General features: G+C 50.9%; 20 protein-coding genes. 9 read left to right on the top strand and 11 right to left on the bottom strand.

All coding sequences use genetic code 11. From position 1 onward, the window contains the following. The first annotated feature begins 46 nt into the window (after window positions 1-46). Window positions 47-949: a LysR family transcriptional regulator gene (locus CLC93_RS07695; RefSeq protein WP_095505385.1), complete on the top strand. Its 903-nt coding sequence runs from the start codon at window positions 47-49 to the stop codon at window positions 947-949. Here CLC93_RS07695 and CLC93_RS07690 read toward each other — a convergent pair. The 10 genes from CLC93_RS07690 to CLC93_RS07645 form a co-directional block, all read right to left on the bottom strand. Next, on the bottom strand, window positions 946-4,041 hold the full coding sequence (locus CLC93_RS07690) for an error-prone DNA polymerase (protein ID WP_095505384.1): 3,096 nt from the start codon (window positions 4,039-4,041) through the stop codon (window positions 946-948). The two genes, CLC93_RS07695 and CLC93_RS07690, sit on opposite strands and share 4 nt — an antisense overlap. Beyond that, window positions 4,041-5,474 (bottom strand): Y-family DNA polymerase, encoded by a 1,434-nt coding sequence (locus CLC93_RS07685; protein ID WP_095505383.1) that lies wholly within the window; start codon window positions 5,472-5,474, stop codon window positions 4,041-4,043. The genes CLC93_RS07690 and CLC93_RS07685 overlap by 1 nt, the downstream gene beginning before the upstream one ends. Beyond that, the gene (gene imuA / locus CLC93_RS07680) at window positions 5,474-6,148 is read right to left on the bottom strand and encodes a translesion DNA synthesis-associated protein ImuA (protein WP_095505382.1); all 675 of its coding nucleotides are present in this window, start codon (window positions 6,146-6,148) and stop codon (window positions 5,474-5,476) included. The genes CLC93_RS07685 and imuA overlap by 1 nt, the downstream gene beginning before the upstream one ends. 268 nt (window positions 6,149-6,416) lie before the next feature. Further along, entirely contained in the window at window positions 6,417-7,184 is a 768-nt protein-coding gene (locus CLC93_RS07675; RefSeq protein ID WP_095505381.1) for a LytR/AlgR family response regulator transcription factor, read from the bottom strand. Between the two features lie 15 nt (window positions 7,185-7,199). After that, window positions 7,200-8,264: a sensor histidine kinase gene (locus tag CLC93_RS07670; protein WP_169902882.1), complete on the bottom strand. Its 1,065-nt coding sequence runs from the start codon at window positions 8,262-8,264 to the stop codon at window positions 7,200-7,202. 22 nt (window positions 8,265-8,286) lie between these two features. Continuing rightward, window positions 8,287-8,703 carry a DUF2141 domain-containing protein gene (locus CLC93_RS07665; RefSeq protein ID WP_095505379.1) on the bottom strand — a complete coding sequence of 139 codons (417 nt, stop codon included), beginning with the start codon at window positions 8,701-8,703 and terminating at the stop codon, window positions 8,287-8,289. A 33-nt stretch (window positions 8,704-8,736) separates the two neighbouring features. Next, window positions 8,737-9,375: a methyltransferase family protein gene (locus tag CLC93_RS07660; protein WP_211286831.1), complete on the bottom strand. Its 639-nt coding sequence runs from the start codon at window positions 9,373-9,375 to the stop codon at window positions 8,737-8,739. A gap of 238 nt (window positions 9,376-9,613) precedes the next feature. Beyond that, on the bottom strand, window positions 9,614-11,275 hold the full coding sequence (locus tag CLC93_RS07655; protein WP_095505378.1) for an amidohydrolase: 1,662 nt from the start codon (window positions 11,273-11,275) through the stop codon (window positions 9,614-9,616). Window positions 11,276-11,420: 145 nt separating this feature from the next. Then, on the bottom strand, window positions 11,421-12,041 hold the full coding sequence (locus CLC93_RS07650; RefSeq protein WP_095505377.1) for a zinc-ribbon domain-containing protein: 621 nt from the start codon (window positions 12,039-12,041) through the stop codon (window positions 11,421-11,423). 79 nt (window positions 12,042-12,120) lie between these two features. Continuing rightward, a complete protein-coding gene (locus CLC93_RS07645; RefSeq protein WP_095505376.1) occupies window positions 12,121-13,008 on the bottom strand; it encodes a LysR family transcriptional regulator in 888 nt (295 codons plus the stop codon). Between the two features lie 140 nt (window positions 13,009-13,148). Between CLC93_RS07645 and CLC93_RS07640 the strand changes: the two genes are divergently transcribed. Both CLC93_RS07640 and CLC93_RS07635 read left to right on the top strand, forming a co-directional pair. Next, window positions 13,149-14,180, top strand: a complete 1,032-nt coding sequence (locus tag CLC93_RS07640; RefSeq protein WP_095505375.1) for a linear amide C-N hydrolase — start codon at window positions 13,149-13,151, stop codon at window positions 14,178-14,180. A gap of 78 nt (window positions 14,181-14,258) precedes the next feature. Continuing rightward, entirely contained in the window at window positions 14,259-14,717 is a 459-nt protein-coding gene (locus CLC93_RS07635; RefSeq protein ID WP_095505374.1) for a nuclear transport factor 2 family protein, read from the top strand. Between the two features lie 89 nt (window positions 14,718-14,806). Here CLC93_RS07635 and CLC93_RS07630 read toward each other — a convergent pair whose 3' ends face one another. After that, entirely contained in the window at window positions 14,807-15,229 is a 423-nt protein-coding gene (locus CLC93_RS07630) for a DUF3291 domain-containing protein (protein ID WP_095505373.1), read from the bottom strand. 208 nt (window positions 15,230-15,437) lie between these two features. On the opposite strand from CLC93_RS07630, the gene CLC93_RS07625 reads away from it, so the two are divergent. The 6 genes from CLC93_RS07625 to CLC93_RS07600 all read left to right on the top strand — a co-directional run bounded on the left by CLC93_RS07625 (window position 15,438) and on the right by CLC93_RS07600 (window position 20,306). Then, complete coding sequence (locus CLC93_RS07625) at window positions 15,438-15,773, top strand: MGMT family protein (RefSeq protein WP_245837115.1); 336 nt, start codon at window positions 15,438-15,440, stop codon at window positions 15,771-15,773. 31 nt (window positions 15,774-15,804) lie between these two features. Next, window positions 15,805-16,539, top strand: coding sequence for a DUF3108 domain-containing protein (locus CLC93_RS07620; protein WP_095505371.1), 735 nt, complete (start codon window positions 15,805-15,807; stop codon window positions 16,537-16,539). A gap of 109 nt (window positions 16,540-16,648) precedes the next feature. Further along, window positions 16,649-17,350: a spondin domain-containing protein gene (locus tag CLC93_RS07615; protein ID WP_095505370.1), complete on the top strand. Its 702-nt coding sequence runs from the start codon at window positions 16,649-16,651 to the stop codon at window positions 17,348-17,350. A 9-nt stretch (window positions 17,351-17,359) separates the two neighbouring features. Then, the gene (locus CLC93_RS07610) at window positions 17,360-18,070 is read left to right on the top strand and encodes a spondin domain-containing protein (protein WP_095505369.1); all 711 of its coding nucleotides are present in this window, start codon (window positions 17,360-17,362) and stop codon (window positions 18,068-18,070) included. A 71-nt stretch (window positions 18,071-18,141) separates the two neighbouring features. After that, window positions 18,142-18,870, top strand: a complete 729-nt coding sequence (locus tag CLC93_RS07605; protein ID WP_095505368.1) for a response regulator transcription factor — start codon at window positions 18,142-18,144, stop codon at window positions 18,868-18,870. Continuing rightward, complete coding sequence (locus CLC93_RS07600) at window positions 18,867-20,306, top strand: sensor histidine kinase (RefSeq protein WP_095505367.1); 1,440 nt, start codon at window positions 18,867-18,869, stop codon at window positions 20,304-20,306. Before CLC93_RS07605 ends, CLC93_RS07600 begins: the two co-directional genes overlap by 4 nt. Window positions 20,307-20,312: the final 6 nt, after the last annotated feature.

Raw genomic sequence — 20,312 nt, 5'->3', positions numbered from 1 at the left:
CCAATAATGGCCGCGACCATTCGAATTAGTGAGAAGGAATTCGCCCATGTACCGCACTCGAGTCACCCTAGAGCAATGGCGCATATTGCAAGCTGTGGTCGACTATGGCGGATACGCGCACGCCGCCAAAGCACTCAACAAAAGCCAATCTTCGCTCAATCACGCAGTCGCTAAAATGCAGGACCAACTGGGTGTGCAATTGCTAGAAGTTGTGGGCCGCAAAGCCCAGCTAACGCCACAAGGCGAAGTGTTATTGCGTCGTTCTCGCGAGCTCAGTAGTAGTGCGGCCGCGCTGGAACAACTGGCCAACAAAATGGAGCAAGGTTGGGAGCCAGAAATTCGAATCAGCCGAGAGGTGCTTTACCCCATGCAACAGTTGGTTTGCGCCTTGAATGAGTTCCATCCGGAAGGTCGAGGGACGCGCATTACCGTAATTGATACCGTGCTGTCGGGCAGTGTCGATTGCATAGAATCCCAAAGTGTTGATTTGGCGATTACCGCCACCCCGCCCTCTGGCTACTCTTACCAGCCCTTAATGCCTTGCCAATTGTGGCTGGTTTGTCATCCTCATCACCCTTTGGCCAGTCGACCCCAGCCGCTATTAGAGAGCGAACTGACTCAAGCACTGCAATTAGTCGTGCGTGACAGTGGTAGCCACCCGGAAGATCGTGTGGGCTGGCTCAAGTCTGAACAACGCTGGACCTTCTCCAATTTTCACGAGGCCTTGGTCGCTTTAAAAAAAGGATTGGGGTTTTGTTGGCTACCGCAAGACATGGCTCAGCCTCTGGTGGACTCGCGCCAACTGACGCGATTGACTCTAACCGGCTCCACTGAACGTCAGGCCACCATGAGTTTGGTGGTGCCCGATCGCGATAACTTGGGTCCAGCTGCGCAGCTGATGGAAAAGATTATTTTGGCTCAGCACGGGCTTGAATCCCCTCAGAGCTAGCGAAAATCTCGCGAACTTAGCTCGAGCGCATCACACTCATGGCTGATGTCGATAAGCTGGCCTGCCACCAAATGAATGACTCCTTCCGCTGTCTCTAAGTGCCCTCTAACTTTAAGTACCTTAGCGGTCAAAAACGGCACTCGTTGAGCTTTAGCCGTCGCCGCCCACACAATCACATTCACATTGCCCACCTCATCTTCAAGGGTCACAAAAGTAACCCCGCTGGCGGTACCCGGTCGTTGCCGGCCAACCACTAAGCCTGCCACAGTCACTAATTGATTATTGCGACACTGGGCAAGCTCGTCGGAGCGATAACAACCCTTAAGCCGATTCAGTTGACGTAACAAGCTCATAGGATGCTCGCCAAGAGTTAGTCCCAAATGGGCATAGTCGCTAAACATGGCTTGCGCGCTGGACTCTTGTTTAAGCTCAACCCCGCCACTAAGCGCCTGTCTTGGCTTGGCTTCAGCCACTTGGCTATGCTCCTCGGCAAACAGCGGCAAGTCAGGCTGATAGGCTGCCATTTCCCAGCGTGCCTGATGCCTGTGCCCTGCCAGTGGTTTTAGCGCATCGGAAGCGGTTAGCGCCGCCAGTTCGTTGCGCTTAAGGCCAAGCTCCAGCACTTGCTCGGTTCGAGTAAACCCTTGTTCGGGGCGGGCTTGCAGCAGTTGCTCAACCGCAGCCTGCGACAAGCCTTTGACGATGCGAAAACCCAGGCGAATACAAGCTTGGTTGTGATTGTTGGGCTCAAGGCTATGATCCCAATCGCTTTGGTTGATATCCACCGGACGCACTTCTACCCCGTGGCGCTGGGCGTCTTGTAGCAATTGCGACGGGGTGTAAAAGCCCATGGGTTGGCTGTTGAGTAAGCCACAGCAAAAAGCAGCGGGATGGTGATACTTCAAATAAGCCGACACATAAGCCAGTAAGGCAAAACTGGCGGAGTGAGATTCGGGAAAACCATAGCCGCCAAAGCCCAAAATCTGTTGGTAGAGCTGACGCGCAAAGCGCTCGGAATAGCCCTTTTGCGCCATGCCTTTAAGGAGCTTGCGCTCGAACTGCTCTAATCGGCCATTGCGCTTCCAACTGGCCATGGCCCGACGCAGTTGGTCGGCCTCACCGGCGCTAAAGCCTGCGGCCACCATCGCCAGCTTGATCACTTGTTCCTGGAAAATCGGTACGCCCAGAGTGCGCTCAAGCACCCCTTGCACTTCCACGCTGGGATAGGTCACCGCTTCGAGGCCTTTGCGTCGACGCAGGTAAGGATGCACCATGTCCCCTTGAATCGGCCCTGGACGCACAATCGCAATTTGAATCACCAAATCGTAATAACACGCGGGCTTAAGTCTTGGCAGCATATTGGTTTGGGCGCGGGATTCAATTTGGAATACGCCAACACTGTCGCCCTTTTGCAGCATGCGATACACCTCGGCCTGCTCGCGCTCGACCGTGTCCATGCCAAAGTGCTTACCGTGGAAGTCACTCAGCAAATCAAAAGTACGGCGAATGGCGCTAAGCATGCCCAAGGCCAATACGTCCACTTTGAGCAGGCCTAAGGCTTCTAAGTCGTCCTTGTCCCATTGGATCACGGTGCGATCCGCCATTGCCGCATTCTCGATAGGCACCAGCTCAGATAAAGGTCCTCGCGAAATCACAAAGCCGCCCACGTGCTGAGATAAGTGACGGGGAAAGCCCAAGATTTGCTCTACCAAGGGAATTAAGTGGCGAGCGCGATCGCTTTGCTCACTCACCCCAAGCGCTTGCAACTGGTCTTGCCAACGACTGTCTTTATCGCGCCTGTCGACCCCTTTGAGCAAGCGCTCAAGCCACTGCTCGTCTAGGCCCAAGGCCTTGCCCACATCGCGCATCGCGCTTTTGAAGCGATAGCTGATCACAGTCGCGGCTAATGCGGCCCGTTCGCGGCCGTATTTTTGGTACAGATACTGAATCACTTCTTCGCGACGCTGGTGCTCAAAGTCCACATCGATATCCGGCGGCTCGTTGCGCTCTTTGGAAATAAAGCGCTCAAACAGCAAATTGACCTGAGTTGGGTCAACCTCGGTGATCCCCAAGCAATAACACACCACAGAATTAGCCGCCGAGCCGCGGCCTTGATGCAAAATATGGCGAGACTTGGCAAACTGCACCAGATCGTAAATGGTCAGGAAAAAATACTCGTAACCCATTTCGATAACCAGCTTTAGCTCTTTGCAAATCAGCTGGCGTACCGATGGGTCGGCGCCGTTGGGAAAGCGTCTTTGGTAGCCCTTCCAGGTTTCTTGGGTTAAATACTGACTGGCGTTCATGCCCTCAGGCACTAGCTCTGATGGATACTCGTAGCGAAGGTCACCCAATTCAAAGTTACACTGATTGGCAATCGACACACTGGTCTCAAGCCAGTCTTGCGGAAAGCGCTTGGCCAAGGCCGACAAGCTTTTTAAGTAACGCTCGCGATTGGGGTGCAGTAGGCTTCCGGCCAAATCGATACTGGTACCGTGGCGAATGCAGGTAAGCACATCTTGCAGTGGTTGGCATTGATTGTGATGCATGTGCACATCCCCTGCCGCCACACAAGCGACGCGACAGTCAGCCGCCATTTGGCTTAAGCGCTGCAAACGACGTTTATCGCCGCTTTGCAATTGGCGCTCCATCAAAAGATACAGCCGCTCGCCAAACCAGCGCTTTAGTTGGCGCAACACGGCTTCGGGCTCGGCCAATTCCTGTGCTGGCCGCCACAACAATAAACAGTCGCTGAGCTTGTGCTCAAAGTCGCTAAGACTGAGCTGGTAGTTACCTTTTTCTGAGCGCACTCGTCCCAAACTGATCAAGGATGACAGCTGACCATAGCCTTTGCGATTGCGCGCCAGTAACACCAAACAGCCTTCCGCCAGTTGAAACTCGCTACCGACAATCAGCTTAATGCCGCACTCTTTGGCCGCCTCCCAGGCACGTACAATGCCCGCGAGCGAGCACTCGTCGGTAATGGCGATGGCTTGGTAGTTAAGCTCGGCGGCACGACGCACCAAATCTTGTGGTTGCGAGGCGCCACGAAGGAAACTGAAATTACTGATGCAATGAAGCTCGGCGTACATCAACCAAACCAACCGTGAACAAACCACTGCTTTTGCAGCTGATCTTGGGCATCGGCACTGCGATACACCCAGCACAGCGCGCCGTTATCGTGGCGGGCCAAATAGTAATCTCGCTGTACCCAGTGCTCGTCCCACCAGCCTGACTCGATACGCTCTGGGCCGCGCAGAAGCATGAGTTGCTGACGTTTGATTGGTAAAGCCTGAGGCAATAACCAGTTGGGCCTTTGCCCTGGGCTAACTTTGGTACTAAGCGATTGCTCTGTGTTATTCGCCGCCAGGGTTTGCCAAGCCAGCTCTGGCCTGTGCTGATCTTGCAGCCCTAGCCCTTTTACCCTTTGCTCGCCCAAGCGCGCTTGCAATCGAGCCACCAGCTGTTGCTTTTCGTAGTTGCCCTTTTGCGGCAACCAGCTTTTGTTGTTGCCCTGCAGCGCACCAAAACGAGCCACCTTAATGCCCATTTCGATCACAGGTGCCGTCAGTTGATGGCGCTCTAGCTGCAATTGAGCCAGCTGTAGTAACTTAGCGGCCTGATGCTCGGCAAAGGCCAATTCAAACGTCAGCCACTCTTGCTCGCCGTCGCGATACTTGAGCCAAAGCTTCCAGCAATTCACCGCCAACTGGCGCTGTTGCAGGTAGAGCTGCAACTCGCCCAGCAGGCGCTGCAAGGGAAACTGAAGCACGCTTAGCAGCTCAATTTCGTGGTTTAAGGGCAAACGCCGCTGATAACCCTGTGGAGGTTGGTAAAACTCAAGCGGTTGCGGCAGTTGCCCTTTAAGCTTGGCCACCAGCTCGACTAAATCACCGCCAAAGCGCAAGCCTAATTCCGCCTGTGGCAAAGCTTGCAGCTCATGAAAATGGGTCAAGCCCATGCCTTTAAGGCTGGCCACTGCACTAGGCTCTAGCCCTAGTTGCTCCACCGCAAGTCGCCCTAAAGCCTGTTGCACCTTAGGTCGGCTCAATTGATGCTGAGGCTGGTGACTGCGCGCCAGTAGTTCGGCGGCTAAAGGATTATCGGCAATCGCCAAATTGGGATTGAGTAAATGCAGCTCGGCCACATGCCGGTAGTTATCCAGTAGCTGGCCGATACTGCCAAACAGCTTGATCATCGAGCCAATTTCTAACAGCACGCAGCCCGGCTCGCGCAAACACACGCGTGCGCTAAAGCGATAACTCCAATGGGCCAGCCACTTAAGGCTCTCGTCAGACAGCTCGGGGTAAGCCGAGTACAAGCGCAGATCGCTCACCAATGCAGTGGCAGTCGCCATGCTCTGGCCAAAACTCACCCCAGCCTTAGCGGCTGCCAAGTTAGCTTGCATCACTTTGGCCGGCTTACCCGCCATTAATGCCGCCGGCTCGAGCCACTCTTGTTCTGACTCGCCACGGCGCAGGTAGTTGAGCTCGAGCTGGGGCTCGTGTACCGCTAACCACCACACTACCAAGGCCCTCGAATCACTTCGCCACTGCTCTTCTCGGCCACAATGCCAAGCTCAGAATCGCCCAGATCCAGCACAAAAGGCGCACTCGGCCAACCGCCGCGACGTTTGATAATGCGCACTTGAGTGCCTTGCAGCTGACGCGCTAATTCCAGCTTTAGCTGCACTGGATGGCTGTCGCACTCATGAGCTTGGGCCACAAACAAAAACAATAGACAATTGCCCTTTTCTGCCACCAGTTGTAAGCGTCGTGCCTGACTGAGGCTCAAGTGATCCAGCCAAGCCAGTGCCATACGACAAGCGCCGCTACTCACACTTTGTTCTAGCGCCCACAGGGCTTGTTTGTGATCTTCCGGTTGCAGCCAAAGCTGCTGAGCCAAGTCGACACCAGCGGCCGCTAGTGCCGGCGGATAAGGAATCGCCGGTGGTGATAACCACACCAGCCACTGGTTGTCCTGACTCAAACGCTTAATCAGTGGCAGTAATAGCTGCAGTTCCCCTTGCCCTGGCTCGGCACAAATTAACTGGCACACACCGGTTTGCGGCCAACCGCCGCCCGCCAACTCCTGATCGAGCCGAGCAAAACCACTGGGATAGCTTTTAAGCTCAGCTTGCCACTGGTTGGCACGCCAAACATCGTTGCGCTGCAAGAGTTGTGAGAGTTCGCTTTTCATTTCACTTGTCACTTTTCAATTCACTGCCACTTCAGTTTGAATGGGCCACTCACGGCGAAAATGCTCAAATAAATATCACTGAACACGTTAACTGTATAAATATACAGTATAGTGAGTTTGTACCAAAGATGCGAGTAGCAGTTAGCGGCACAGGAAGCTTCTAAAAGAGATAAAGCTCTGTGCTTTTTAGCGAGAAAAGAACCTAGCTAGGTTTGAGGCAAGCCAAGAGAAAGTGTGATTTAGAGTAGTCGCAAACTGTGCGGAATAACTACATCTGCTTGAAAAGTGAGGAATAACGACGGCTGATAGGCAAAGGATCTCTTCCGCTTTTAAGCACAACCCACTGTTGGCCAGAGAGTTCTTTTTTAACGTGTTTAATTTGCTTGGCGTTGACTAAGTAACTGCGGTGGATCCGCCAAAAAAGATTGGGGTCGAGTTGCTGCTCGAGCTCTTTCATTGCGGTTTTGATGAGATACTCTTGGTCTTGTGTGTACACAGTGGTGTATTTGTCTTGCGCCATGAAGCACACCACCTCTTCGACCGCTACCAAATGCAGCTCTTCGCGTTTTAGAGCTTTAATCCAACGCAAATACTCCGGAGTTTGGCTTTGTTGCAACAAGCTCTGCAACTGAGACAAATCGATATTGGACTGGCTAGATTCTTGCGCAACCCTTTGTTGCAGACGCTCTACACAAGCGTCTAAGCGCTTTGGCTCTAGCGGTTTTAGCAAGTAATCCAGCGCGCCTTGTTCAAAGGCCTTAACGGCGTACTCATCATAGGCGGTGAGAAACACTATGTTTGTTTCGCCGGACTGAGCTCTAATTGCTTGGGCGACTTCAATCCCGCTTATACCAGGCATACGAATGTCCAAAAACACGACTTGAGGTGCGTGTTGTGCAAACAGCTGTAATGCCTGTTCTCCGTTGGCCGCAGCGCCACAGATCTCAAGCTCAGGCCAGGCTTTTTGCAAGCTCACCTGCAGGTGCTCTCTTAGTAGCGACTCATCGTCAACAATCAAAGCCTTAGCCAATGTCATTGCCGTCCCTATTTGTTAATGTTGGGTGTTAGTTGCAGCAAGGGCTGGGAGCAGTAAGGTCACTCGCGTTCCCTTGGGCCGATTTTCTGCCAGTACCATCCGAGCCTCTTCTCCGTACAAGGATTGCAAGCGTTGGCGGACATTCGCTAGCCCAAGACCGGTTCCCTTAGAGGGACTATTGCCCAAACCAACCCCAGTATCAACCACAGTAACCGCTAGTTTGTCGTCCTGTCGAGTGACCAGAACCGATACCACACCACCTTCGATCGCCGGCTCGATACCGTGTTGCAGCGCGTTTTCGACAATAGGCTGGATTAACAAAGGTGGTAGCTCGACGTTCTCAAGCCCAGAGACCACCTGAATATCAAATTCCAATCGTTCGCCCAATCGAATCTTTTGAATTTCTAAGTAGTGTCGAATCAAGGCCAACTCTTGGCCTAAGTTGGACTGCAATTCTCGACTTCGCTGCAGCGAGTTGCGCAGCATTTGCGTGAGGTGATTGAGCATCACCTGCGCCTTGTCGGCGTCCACGCTAATCAGGCTCTGAATGTTGGCCAGGGTATTAAACAAAAAGTGCGGTTCAATTTGCGCTTGCAGTGTATTAAGCTCACTCACCGCCAAGTCTTTTTCCGCTTCTACGCGACGAAGCTGTTGCTGATGCAACTCTTGCTTAGAGATTCGAACTCGCTTTCTGGCCCAAAAAAACAGCGTAATCAAAGTTGCCAGCATGGAGCCTACCACCATAAAGGCGATGGTATCGGCCCCTTCCATTGGCGCTGGCTGCTGAGTGATGTGCCAACAGCCTAGTGTAATCCCCACTAGCAGAGGTACCCCGACTTCGGCTGCCCGTGTCACCTCGACTCTAGAGATGTATAAGGCGGCGGACAGCAAATGAATCGGCAGGCTAAACCACAAGATGGTGATAAAGTTTTGCCAAAAATCCGCTCGTCCTAAAAGCACCATGGCACCGGCGATACCGCTGCAAAGCAACAGGTTTAATCCCAACTCAGAAACTTCGGTGACGGCGCGTTGCGAGCGAGTATTTGACTGACTATCCATTCCCAATGTTGCGAATCTCATGGCTAAACTCATGATATTCATCTTATCTCAAACGAATGGATATGGCTTTTCCCGAATCATCAATAAGGATTTTGGCTTCCTCGTAAGAGGCAGCGCCTCGCTTCCAGTCGCCGCTAAAACCATAAGGTTCTTTCGGAATTCCAAACAAGTTGGTGTCTAACGACTGACTTTCATTGAGGTCCTGATACACAGAGATGGCGTACTCTCCCGCTGGTATTGAACCAATGCTTACGGTTTTACTGTCACCGCTGGAGGGCGCTTCCACTATCTCGCCAATTCGATACTCGCCATCAAAAAACTGCTCAGCTTGGTCGAATAGAGCAATTCGAATGTTTCCCTCGCCCGCTTTTAATCCCGATAATTCCAGGGTTAACTCTGCGGCATTGATACTGGTTGCCATTAGGCTGGCCGCCAACACTGCTAACATTTTGGTTTTCATAACACTTTCCTTTTTGCGTCTGTGCAATCTGAGTTAGAACAATTTAGGGAACAACAAACCGCTGGACTGTTTCCAGTCGGCAAATCCCGCATGACGCGACATTGACTTGTCTTTGTTGAGCATGTTGCGAACGAAGAATGTCCACCAGTAGGCCAAAGCCACAAAAGGCAACCAGTGTTGTGCCAAAATGGCAAAACCTAAGTAAATCAGCATTTCACCCAAGTAATTCGGGTTGCGAGTGCGGCTAAATAGCCCTGAAGTAATCAGTCCTTTGCGAATGCTTAGCACTGCGTGTTTGTGCGCATCACTGACAAAGTGGAAAAAGCCCCCTAGTACCACTAACGCCGCCGCAGCTGCGGCTAGTACGCCTGATACTTCGAGTTGTTGGCTAACAATAAGGTACGGCGCAATCCAGTACATACCAAGCATACCGAACACGAATATGCTGCCAGCGACTGGGTGAATGGCCTCTTCAAAGCGCTTATCGCGAAAGCTGTATTCTTTGATCATCCACAGGCCACAGTATGTACCGTGCAAGGCCAAATAGATCCAAGCCGACGCGCCCCAGAAGTCGAAGTAAGCCATCATGGCTAGCACGGCAATTGGCGTTAGAATTTTGTGGGCATTAATGAAATGCCTTACCTGAGTTTTGTGTTGCGTTTGATTAGTCACGGTTGACCCCTTAGTTCGATGAAGTGGGGCTAGATTAAAAGGCTTGGCGTGAGCGTGCTTATCAAAGCGATAAAAGGTAGAAAAACGGAGTAAGCGGCTTTCTCTAGGCGTGAATGGCTCGGCGTGAATGGCTCTGCGTGAATAGCTCGGCGTAAATGGCAGCGAAAACCCTCACCCCGCTTTACAACCAAAAAAAGAGCCTGCTATTGCAGGCTCTCTTCAATCGTCAGCTGCATGACTACTTGGTATAAATCAGCTTTCCATCGACCCAGACCTGTTTCACTTGAGTCTGCCAAATCTGGGAAGGGTCAACTTGCTTAATGTCCCGGTCAATCAAAATAAAATCCGCTTTCTTGCCCGCCTCGAGAGAACCTATGAGTTTCTCCTGATGTCCTGCATAAGCAGCGTCATAGGTGAAACTCTTGAGCGCCTGAGTAAAGTCCATTGCCTCATTGGCGTACCAACCTCCTTTGGGTTGATTATCGTGATCCTGACGAGTGATCGCGGCGTGTAAGCCATAAAAAGGATTAGGCGACTCAACCGGGAAGTCTGAGCCGTTGGCGATAATGGTGCCGTTGGACAATAAAGTCTTCCAGGCATAGGCCCCTTTAATCCGCTCGCTGCCTAGGCGGTCCTCTGCCATATTCTTATCACTGGTGGCGTGGGTGGCCTGCATCGAGGCAATGATGCCGTTTTTAGCAAAGCGATTGAGATCTTGCGGTTGCAGTATTTGCGCGTGCTCAACTCGGTGACGAAGATCCACTGTGCCTGTCTTTTTAATCAGCTCAATGTAGTCATCTAGCACCAACAAGTTAGCCTTATCGCCAATGGCATGGGTGTTAACCTGATAACCGGCCTTCATGCTAGTTTCGATTAACTGATGCAACTGCTTTGGTTCGTGTAGTAGCAAACCAAATTGACCGGGACGATCTGAATAGGCTTTGATCAAAGCTGCACCGCGACTACCCAATGCTCCGTCGGCGGAGATCTTAACGCTGTTGATCGACAGCTTGTTCGAAGGGCTGTGATAAACGCCCTGCTCCAGTTGGCTTAGCCACTCGGGATCCAGCACATCGACCATGACATTGACTCGAATCGGCAGCAAGCCCGCAACGTCCAAGTTCTTGTACGCTTGTATGGTATCTAGGCTAACTCCAGCATCGTGAACACTGGTCAGCCCCATACTGGCTAATTCATTCAAGGCATTAAGTAGCAGGGTCTGCTGCTCTTTCACGCTTGGTCGAGCAATCGCGTGTGTGATTAAATCCATGGCATTGTCCACAAACACCCCAGTTGGATTACCCTCGGCATCGCGAATGATCTCGCCACCCGATGGAGACTGGGTATTCGCAGTAATGCCTGCCAGTTCCATTGCTTTGCTATTCGCCCATCCCGCGTGGCCATCGACTCGAGTCAGGTATACCGCTTGATCAGGGAACACAGCGTCCAAAGCTTTTGCGCTAGGAAAAGCGCGCTCGCTCCACACTTCCTGATTCCAGCCTCGGCCCAGTACCCAACCTTCAACGCCACTTTCCTTGGCGAATTGAGTCACCATAGCGACCGCATCTGCTTCTGAGCTGGAGTTACGCAAATCGACCCGCAATAAACCCTGCCCATAGCCCAACACATGCCCGTGAGCATCGATAAGCCCGGGTAGCAAGGTTTTGCCTTTGCCGTCGATAATTTGATCTGCAATGTCGCTGGATAACTTCGGAGCTTGTAGAAATACTTGTGAGACTCGATCCTCTTCAAACTTAAGCGCCGCAAACTCCACCAATTTGCCTTGATTGACCGTGTAGCCTTTGACGTTGTGCAATAGACTCGACTCGGCAAGGACGTGATAAGGTACGCTACACAGCAAAGCCGCTGCAGCCAATGATTGATAAATTCGAGTAGCCATCCGCATTCCTTTTAGCTGACTTAGTTTGATTGAATTCCTAGTGATTCCAGTAAGATAACAGCTTTTAAGAGTTTTGGGCTACAATCGGAAACTTAGTAGCGGCGCTTATAACTATACTTACACGCCTCATACATCTAACAAGGCGCTAGCCTTGCATTTGTCCGGCACTAAAGCCTTTGTATTGGCGAGACTGCAGCCCCTTGATAATTTCGTTAACCCCTTCAATCCCGATACCTAGCGCATTCGCCAATAAGTTAACTTGCAGACGCTCTTCATAGTTAACTTCTCCTGCAGTGAACACAACTAAGTAAGCAGCTTCAATCATTGACACCTTGTCGACCCAGCTCAGACTCTTGGCGTCTTGTTTTAAGTCTTCGTGTAATTGATTGTTTTGTTGAATTGCAGCCATTGCGGAATACAATTCTTGTCGACTAATGTCTTTGCCAGTACTGACGGTGTAGATAGCGCTTACAGTTTCGATATTCTCTTCCAATCCAAACCCAGCCACCAAATAAGCAATAATCGTTTTTAGTGGTTCGAAATAGCTAGGCTCGCTGGCATCTTTCGAGGCAAAAGCATGACCACATCCCTCGCAATGGGTGTACTCGGCGACGGTATCCAAAGGAAAAGTCCGAATCAAAAACAGGGTGAAATAACTCTTGTCTTCTACCTTTAAGACCCGCTTTGAACCCTTACAGATAGGGCAATCAAAAGTCCCAACGGGCTCTGTTTTTGAAACAATCTTCTCACCGAGTAAAAATAACATTTCCTTTGATTCTCCAATCAAGAGTATTCACGGGTTGGCACAACTCACCGCTGATAGAGCCTGCTGCAAGCACCACTGTCTAACTATCAATAACGTCGTTCAATCGATGCACATTGGCGACAAATAAATCCGCCGCCAGGCTTAAAGGCTTGTCATCTGGGTAGTACAAGCTCGCATGCCAATTCACTGGCACCGCGCCCTCGACCACAAACTCATGCAAAGCACCGCTATCCAGCAGGTGTTTAACCTTGTAAGCCGGTACTCGAGCCCAACCCGCTCCGGCCAACAACAAAGACACCACCTCATCAAATCCATTGCAGGTGATGACTTTATCCCCTTGAACATGGGTGTTGTCCAATCCCATTTCGTAAACAAAGGTCGCCACTATCTGGGTCATGTCTGCGACTCTTTGTTGTGAAATAACTTCACCACGTCCTACGAGCTGTGGCGCCGCCACTTCGATGGTTTGAAAGTTAAACGCCACCATATCTTGTAAGCCTTTGATGGTCGATACTGGGGAGAACACCAAAGCCACCTCGACTTGAGCCGACTTTACCCAATCCAGTACTTGCGAGGTACCGCCACTGAGTACCTTCAAATCTACCGTGGGAAATTCTTTTACGACCGAATAGTAGCACTCTGTGACCTGTCGACTGGACAGGGTATTGTCGATAGCCAGTGTGAAGGTATTGGGCAACTCCCGCTCGAAACTGCTCAACTGAGCGTCGAACTTATCGGTTTCTAGCAGAATACGTCTGGCGTGAGGATAGAGTTTTCTACCCTCCTCGGTGATCTCTAATCGCCTGACTTGGCGCTCAAACAACTTCAAATCAAAACTGTCTTCCATCATGCTAATGAATCGCGCGACGACCTGGCTGCTTTTGTCCAGTCTTAGCGCTGCGGCTTTAAAGCTACCCTCTTCTACCGTTGCCACAAAAGCTTGAAGTTGTGCCAGTGAGTATTCCATATCGATTCCTCAACCTATAGACATCATTATGATGTTCAATACGATTAACATGATAACTCAATGCTGTGAATAATAGACCCATATTCAGGAAATAAGCGCAAGGAACTGCGTCTACTTTTTTACCTTGTCGAGGTTCTATCATGAAAAAGGCTCTACTCACTATTGCCACTGCAGCTGCCCTTTCAGCGGGTATCGCAACTACTGCTTCTGCTTGTTCTGCTTTTGTATTCGACACGCCACAAGGCAACCAAATCCAAGGCCGCACCATGGAGCTTGGTTTTGAAGCTGGCGAACAATTTATCATCGCCCCGCGTGGCTACGACCTTTTAGGCGTAAAAGGTGACATTGGTTACGTTGGCATGCGCCACGCTGACACCGAGTGGGTTTCTTCAGGTATGAATGAGTACGGTCTTTCTATTGAAGGTAACGCTTTGGCAGCATCTTCATACGCACCGAAAGGTGAGAGCCAGTACAACTACCTAAACATCGGCGCATACGTTCTAGCCAACGCCAAGAACGTTGACGAAGCGGTTGAACTGCTTAAGAAAACTAAGGTTTCGCACACTAATATCGCCGTTGCTGGCGACATCGATGTAGGCATGCACTTCTCTATCGTCGACAAAGATCGCCGTATCGTTGTTGAGTGGCAAGATGGCTCTGGCTACCCAGAGATCTTTGAAAACCACGTCGGTGCTATGACCAACGATCCAATCTACCAAGAGCAACTTGGCAATGTTCACGCCATGCTCGATCTGCAAGGTGAAACTCTGGATACCGGTAAAACCGTATTCGCTGAAGGCACTTTCAAAGGCTTTGAAAAAGATCCAGTGGGTCGCTTTAAGCAAGCTGCCGCTTTGAACTATGTGTTGGACAAAACGGTTATTAAGTCTGATCTTGACGCGGTAAACGCTGCTTGGTCAATGGTTAACGTATTCGACATCCCACGTGGCACTCTGTACTGGCGCTGGTTGTCTCCAGACGCGCAAATGGCTGGCTACTCAATCGTTGCTGATACCAAGAACGCTGACTACTACTTCCGTACTTACGACAACCAGCAAATCCGCAAAGTTGACGTTGACAACATCGACTGGGACAACGCCAAGTACGAAGAAAAAGCCATCTTTGGCACCATCAAAGAAACTGGTTACTCGGACTTTGTCGCCACTAAGTAATGCTTAGATAAGCCAGTCACAAAAGCCTCGCGATGTACCGCCATTACGAGGCTTTTTTTCTCTATGAGGTAAATCGAAATGAAGATCAGAAACCTAGTCTCGGCTTTGGTAATTGCATTGACGCTTGGCAACACAGCAGCAATGGCGAACGACGCAGAAACCGAAGTTCTAAAAACAGTTCACGGAATGTGGGATCAAGCACGAGCCGCCAACCTTGATGGTATGTTTGCAGGTGCACCAAGCGAGCACACTTATGTCATGGGTGGCATTCCTCTGTGGTCAAAACAAGAGACGCTTGAGCTGTATCAAGTAGCCTTTGACGGCGTTGCACGCCAGGACATTCAGGCTTCTCGCGAAAAAGTCACCATGCTTGCCGACGACGTCGCTGTGTACATGGCTGACATGAGCTACGCTCAATTCGACGCCAACGGAAACAAGCTTGAACAAGGTCCATACGCAATTACTGTAATTTTAAAGAAACGCGATGGTCAATGGTTGAACATGCACACGCACCAATCGTTTCCGGCGCAGCAATAAACGATATTTCTAGAACCGCCTAAAAAAGCACGGGCATAATCTTTACCCGTGCTTTCGGTGCTTGTTAGCTGTTGCTGTTCGCGTTAGCGTTAGCGTCGCAGGGTAAAAGCAAAGTCGCTCTCACCTTTTTTTCGCAAATGCATTAAGCGCTCTAGTGCTTGCTCTACAGTGGGCTGTTCACCCTCTTCTACCCACCACAAGGCATAACTGGCTTGGGGTAGCGCTTCAAACCACTCTTTCTTGCGGCCTAAAAACTCTTTGTGAAGACCGTTAAACATAAAGTTCTTCAGTGCATCAGCAGACTCCCACACCGAGATATTGATGATGTAATTCGAATCATCAAACAAACTGAAATCTACTATTTGGTCGGTTTCCAACTTCAATCGCCACACAAAGCCCTCGCTGGCCTCGGCTATCGAATTAACCTTGTCCAGGTTGCCGACAAATTCAGCGATTTTCGGGTCGTCTAACTCGTATTTAGCCTTGGCGATATTCACCTGAGCGAGATGCATTGGTTTCCTCCATCAATCCACTTTGCGGACTAACTGTCTGACATTACTTTGTTTTACTCAAGCTAACCCTAAAGTGCTAAGTTCGCAAACGAAAGGTTCGCAAACGCAATGTTAGAAAACTTTCGGCGCCCGCAGTATCTAGTGCAAGCCTATGTTCGGCTGAGTTGTTATGCTTGGGTCAGCTATTCAGACGTTCATCAGAGGCAAAATGACAAGTAACGAGCGCATTCAATTGGTTACTCGGCTCATCCCCGCAGGGTGTGTCGCAAGCTACGGACAAATTGCGGATCTAGCAGGCTTGCCCAATGCCGCCAGACAAGTCTCAAAAGCGCTTAAAGCTGACAAAGACCCAGAAACACTGCCCTGGCATCGTGTGATTAACGCTCAAGGGCGCATCAGTTTCCCAAAAGATTCAGCCCCTTATCGCCTTCAAATGGAACGATTACGCGTAGAAGGGGTCATTATTAACAATGGCAAAGTAGACTTACGTCAGTTTCGCTGGCAGCCTGATATGGCTACCCTTACTTTGTCGATTCCCTTTTAATGGATTGCTACTGCTGTCAGAGGATGTGTGTATGAAGTCTTGGTGGATCCCAGCCATCGCCCTAGCCGCTTTGCCGGCACTGGCCCAGCCACTAACGCCCCACGAAGCTGAATACAAGGTGTATTACGGCAATATCGAGTTGGGCGGCGCGCGCTATCAACTCAACCAAGTCGACCCTACCCACTTCCAATATCGCTTTGATTCCAGCTTATCTTTGCTGGTGTTAAGCGACAAACGTCAAATCACTAGCGAGTTTGAATTAGAGGGTGACCAACTCTATCCGATTCGCTTTATGCACGACCGCAAAGGTACGGGTTCCGATTTCACCGAGCAAACCGCCTACCTAAAGGATAGAGGCGTGATCCACAGTCGCTACAAAGGCGAACGGGCTAAAATCGATTACGACAAACGCCTGTTCGACCCATTAATGGTGCAATTACAGCTGCGAATGGACTTACACAACGCCGAAGAGATTGGCGAGTACTATTACGAAATGGTCAAAGACAACGAAGTCGATGACTATGGCTTTCGCAGCGCTGGAACCGAGACCATAACCGTAAATGACAAGCAGTACGATACGGTTAAGCTGGTGGTGATCCGCGATTCCGACAAACGCGAAACCTTCATCTGGTTCGCCCCAGAGTTGGACTTTATGCCGGTACAACTGGCTCACTTTGAAAAAGGCAGCAAGCAATTAAACATTCGCCTGCACTCTTATCATCCTTACGAAACCTCAAAACCTGCCACAGCGCAGGCTGCGCCTTAAGTCGTTACACCGCGATAATCACGTGATACTTATGTGATAAATTCGCCACTCCACAGTGATATTCCATTGCCAGACTAATTCGGTAACCAATTAGAAATGGAGTGTCACAATGCGAGTCAAACCCTTATCAGTTTCACTGGCAGCGCTAATCGCTGGCGCAAGCCTTTCCAGCCAAGCCGCCGAGCTTGAACTTACCCTGACCAACCTAACCGCCGGTAACCATTTTACTCCGGTACTGGTAGCGGCACACCCGGACGACCAAAACTTCTTCCAAGCGGGAGAGCCTGCCAGCGCGCCTATGCAAGCCATAGCTGAGGGCGGTGATATTTCAGCGCTTCAAGGCGCATTAGAAGGCTTAGGTGCCCCCTTAGTAGCCAACCCTGCCGAAGGCCTACTGGCCCCGGGAGCGAGCACCAGCTTTATGCTGGATACTGGCGACCAACCAGTATTGTCTCTGGCCGCCATGATCCTGCCCACCAACGACGCCTTCATCGGTATAGACAGCTGGACCATTCCTAGCGAGCCTGGCACCTACATGGTGTACATCAGCGCCTGGGATGCTGGCACTGAAGCCAATGATGAGATCATCAATGGTGGCGGTGCATCAGGGGTGCCAGGCATTCCAGTAGCGCCTGCTGGCGATGGCGGTACTAATGGTACCGGTGTGACCGATGCTTCACCCAATACCATGGTTCACATTCATCCTGGCGTGATTGGTGACACCGACCCTGCTGGTGGTATGAGTGATCTCGATGCACGCGTGCATCGCTGGTTAAACCCAGTAGCTCGATTAATGGTCACCGTTAAGTAGGAGGCCGTTATGACTATTACCTTTAAAAAATCCGCATTAGCTGCGGTCGGGCTGTTAGCCTTAGGCGCCTGTAGCGACTCGGATGACGTGCAAGAGATTATCGATACGCCTGTGGTGATCCCCACTCAAAGCTATCAAATCGAAGTGGTTAATTTAACCGCTAACCAGCCCATGTCCCCTATCGCGGTGCTCAGTCATACCGATGCTGTGATGGTTTGGCAAACCGGTATGCCCGCTAGCAATGCCCTTGAAGTATTGGCGGAATCTGGCGACGCCAGCGGCTTTAGCGATTTGGACGGAGTGCTCGCCAGTGCCAATGGCGCCGGTATTCTACCTCCTGGTGGCAAGGAGATGATCGATCTAGAACTAAGTTCATTGGAAATCGATCGTTTGAGTCTGGCCACCATGCTGGTTAACACCAACGATGCCTTTACTGGTATTAACGGTGCTGACTTTGCCAGCCTTGCAGTAGACGCTAGCCATACCTTCTACCTCAATGCCTACGACGCTGGTACCGAAGGCAACACCGAGGCCAAGGGAAGCATTCCTGGTCCGGCCGACGGTGGCGAGGGTTATCTCGAAGCTCGTGACGACATCGACAGGGTTCATCTACACCCAGGCGTGCTGTCTGCGTCAGATGGTTTGAGCGACTCAGTACTCGGGCCATCGCATCGCTTCGATAACCCGGTACTCATGGTTCGCATAACTCGAACCGAATAAGTATGGAATCTCGAAATAAAATCCTTCTCTGGCTGGTCTTAGCTCTAAGACATCGGCCAGGGAATGATTCCATGTATTCACATCCAGCCAAGGCGACTTTGGAAAAGCCCGTCATCCTTTTGGTGGAAGACGAGCCAGAATTGGCACAATTGCTGAGCTTGAATCTTAACGCGCTCAATTATCAAGTGCTGCACAGCGCCAGTCTGGCCAGTGCCAAGCAGACCTTAAATCGAAAGCACGTCGATTTGGTATTGATGGACCGCATGTTGCCTGACGGCGATGGCCTTACCCTATGCCAGCAATGGCGTAACCAAGACCCTCAGCTGGCTATCATGCTAATTACCGCCAAAGACTCAGAGGCAGACCGAGTACTGGGGTTAGAAGCCGGCGCCGACGATTATCTTGTTAAACCCTTTAGCGTTTTGGAGTTGAGAGCGCGCGTAAAAGCCCTACTGCGTCGTAGTTTGAGCACGACACCAGCCAATGAGTACGAGCTCAATTTTGGGCCTTTGATCATCAATGCCAAACAACGCCAGGTAACCTTAAATCATCAAACTATCGAACTCACCGCCAGAGAATTCGACTTAATTTGGCATCTGGCATCGCACCCTCAACAGGTGTTTAGCCGCGAACAACTGCTCGACTCAGTGTGGGGCTACCACCACGCCGGGTACGAGCATACGGTCAACAGTCACGTTAATCGCCTCAGAGCCAAATTACATCCCTTTCAAGGCGACGACTTTGTAAAAACCGTGTGGGGCGTAGGCTATAAATTTGAGCCACTAGCGGGTGCGGCATGAACTCTTTGTTTACCCGTTTGTTGATTGCTACCAGTTTGCTGTTGTTGCTGTTATTCGGGCTGCTTTGGAGTGGACTTAGTTGGTATCAGCAGACTTCTCAACAACAAGTCCAGCAATCACTGCATCGAAACCTAGCGGAGCACATGGCTCACATCAACCCCTTGCTCTCTCAAGGGGTCACTGAAAAAGCCGCGCTTACCGAGGCCTTGCACGACTTTATGCTTCTTGGACCTAGCTTTGAAATCTATACCATAGGCCTGGACGGCCAAGTGATTGGCTACGACGCCGAAGAGCGTTTGATTCGCCAGCGTCAAGTGGATTTAGCACCAGTGAACGCCTATTTAAACGGCGCTAACCTGCCAATTCTCGGCACAGATCCGCGCAATCCCAATCAGAAAAAAATCTTCTCAGTGGCACCTTTAGTGGATCCTGCCAACCAACCACAGGGCTATTTGTACGTGATTATTGGTGGTCAGCAGTTCGATGCATGGCAGGCGTTAGTGGAAAGCCAACAAAAGCCTTGGGTTTGGGCAATCGCCGCATTGGGCTTGATCCTGTTTTCGCTGCTCGTATTTGTGCTCTTGGTGTATAACCTCACCCGTCCCTTAGCCCGCTTTCAGCGCGATTTGCGCCAGCTTCATCAGCACAAGCTCAAAGATGGCCTGCGTTTGAGTGGCCCTTATCAAGGCAGTCGTGAACTCCAGTCGATAAGCGCGGATGTGGATACTCTACTCACCGAACTAAACGGTCAATATCAACAAGCCCAAGCCCAACAAAAAGCGCGCCACGAGTTTCTGCTGCACCTAAGTCACGACCTGAAAACCCCGTTAACCGCCCTACTTGGCTACATCGACACCTGGTTAGTCACACCTGCCAATCAACGAGATCCAGAACTCATTCGCACCGCCGCACGCTCGGGGCAACAACTACAGCGTTTGCTCAAACAGTTATTAGAACTGGCGGCACTGGAGAATCAGCAAATCGTACCAAAGCGCCAACCACTGAATTTAAAACCCTTTTTGCAAGATTTGGCAGACAGTTACGCGCCAGCTTTATCGCAAAAATCCATTGCACTGGATATCGACTGTGAGCGAGATACCTTAGTTGATACCGACCCTATGCTACTGCAGCGAATTCTGTCGAATTTAATGGACAACGCCATTCGACATACCCCAGAGCAGGGCCAGATTCGACTGCAACTGCACTCGCAGCGCAAAAAGCTGTGGATCACACTCACCGATTCCGGTAGTGGCTTTTATCAACATCAGCTAGACCAACTGCAACGAGCCTCAGCCAGAAGTACCAGCCAAAGTCCGCTGCCTCAATTAGGTGTGGGTTTGAGTATTGTGCAAAAGTTAGTGGCTTTGTTGGAGTATCGCTTAGAGGTGGAATCGCGCCCCAACCAAGGGACGCAAATACGTATCGCTTTGAGCTAAGTCCTG

Source organism: Paraferrimonas sedimenticola (assembly GCF_002282855.1).
GTDB lineage: Bacteria > Pseudomonadota > Gammaproteobacteria > Enterobacterales > Shewanellaceae > Paraferrimonas > Paraferrimonas sedimenticola.
Note: the sequence above shows the minus strand (reverse complement) of the source record. Positions and strands in the feature narration are given on the sequence as shown.

Coding starts and splice junctions, on each gene's coding strand:
- imuA (WP_095505382.1), bottom strand. CDS start 6,148: ATGAAAAGCGAACTCTCACAACTCTTGCAGCGCAACGATGTTTGGCGT.
- CLC93_RS07695 (WP_095505385.1), top strand. CDS start 47: ATGTACCGCACTCGAGTCACCCTAGAGCAATGGCGCATATTGCAAGCT.
- CLC93_RS07655 (WP_095505378.1), bottom strand. CDS start 11,275: ATGGCTACTCGAATTTATCAATCATTGGCTGCAGCGGCTTTGCTGTGT.
- CLC93_RS07615 (WP_095505370.1), top strand. CDS start 16,649: ATGCGAGTCAAACCCTTATCAGTTTCACTGGCAGCGCTAATCGCTGGC.
- CLC93_RS07635 (WP_095505374.1), top strand. CDS start 14,259: ATGAAGATCAGAAACCTAGTCTCGGCTTTGGTAATTGCATTGACGCTT.
- CLC93_RS07600 (WP_095505367.1), top strand. CDS start 18,867: ATGAACTCTTTGTTTACCCGTTTGTTGATTGCTACCAGTTTGCTGTTG.
- CLC93_RS07645 (WP_095505376.1), bottom strand. CDS start 13,008: ATGGAATACTCACTGGCACAACTTCAAGCTTTTGTGGCAACGGTAGAA.
- CLC93_RS07665 (WP_095505379.1), bottom strand. CDS start 8,703: ATGAAAACCAAAATGTTAGCAGTGTTGGCGGCCAGCCTAATGGCAACC.
- CLC93_RS07640 (WP_095505375.1), top strand. CDS start 13,149: ATGAAAAAGGCTCTACTCACTATTGCCACTGCAGCTGCCCTTTCAGCG.
- CLC93_RS07605 (WP_095505368.1), top strand. CDS start 18,142: ATGTATTCACATCCAGCCAAGGCGACTTTGGAAAAGCCCGTCATCCTT.
- CLC93_RS07690 (WP_095505384.1), bottom strand. CDS start 4,041: ATGTACGCCGAGCTTCATTGCATCAGTAATTTCAGTTTCCTTCGTGGC.
- CLC93_RS07675 (WP_095505381.1), bottom strand. CDS start 7,184: ATGACATTGGCTAAGGCTTTGATTGTTGACGATGAGTCGCTACTAAGA.
- CLC93_RS07670 (WP_169902882.1), bottom strand. CDS start 8,264: ATGAGATTCGCAACATTGGGAATGGATAGTCAGTCAAATACTCGCTCG.
- CLC93_RS07620 (WP_095505371.1), top strand. CDS start 15,805: ATGAAGTCTTGGTGGATCCCAGCCATCGCCCTAGCCGCTTTGCCGGCA.
- CLC93_RS07625 (WP_245837115.1), top strand. CDS start 15,438: ATGACAAGTAACGAGCGCATTCAATTGGTTACTCGGCTCATCCCCGCA.
- CLC93_RS07610 (WP_095505369.1), top strand. CDS start 17,360: ATGACTATTACCTTTAAAAAATCCGCATTAGCTGCGGTCGGGCTGTTA.
- CLC93_RS07650 (WP_095505377.1), bottom strand. CDS start 12,041: ATGTTATTTTTACTCGGTGAGAAGATTGTTTCAAAAACAGAGCCCGTT.
- CLC93_RS07630 (WP_095505373.1), bottom strand. CDS start 15,229: ATGCATCTCGCTCAGGTGAATATCGCCAAGGCTAAATACGAGTTAGAC.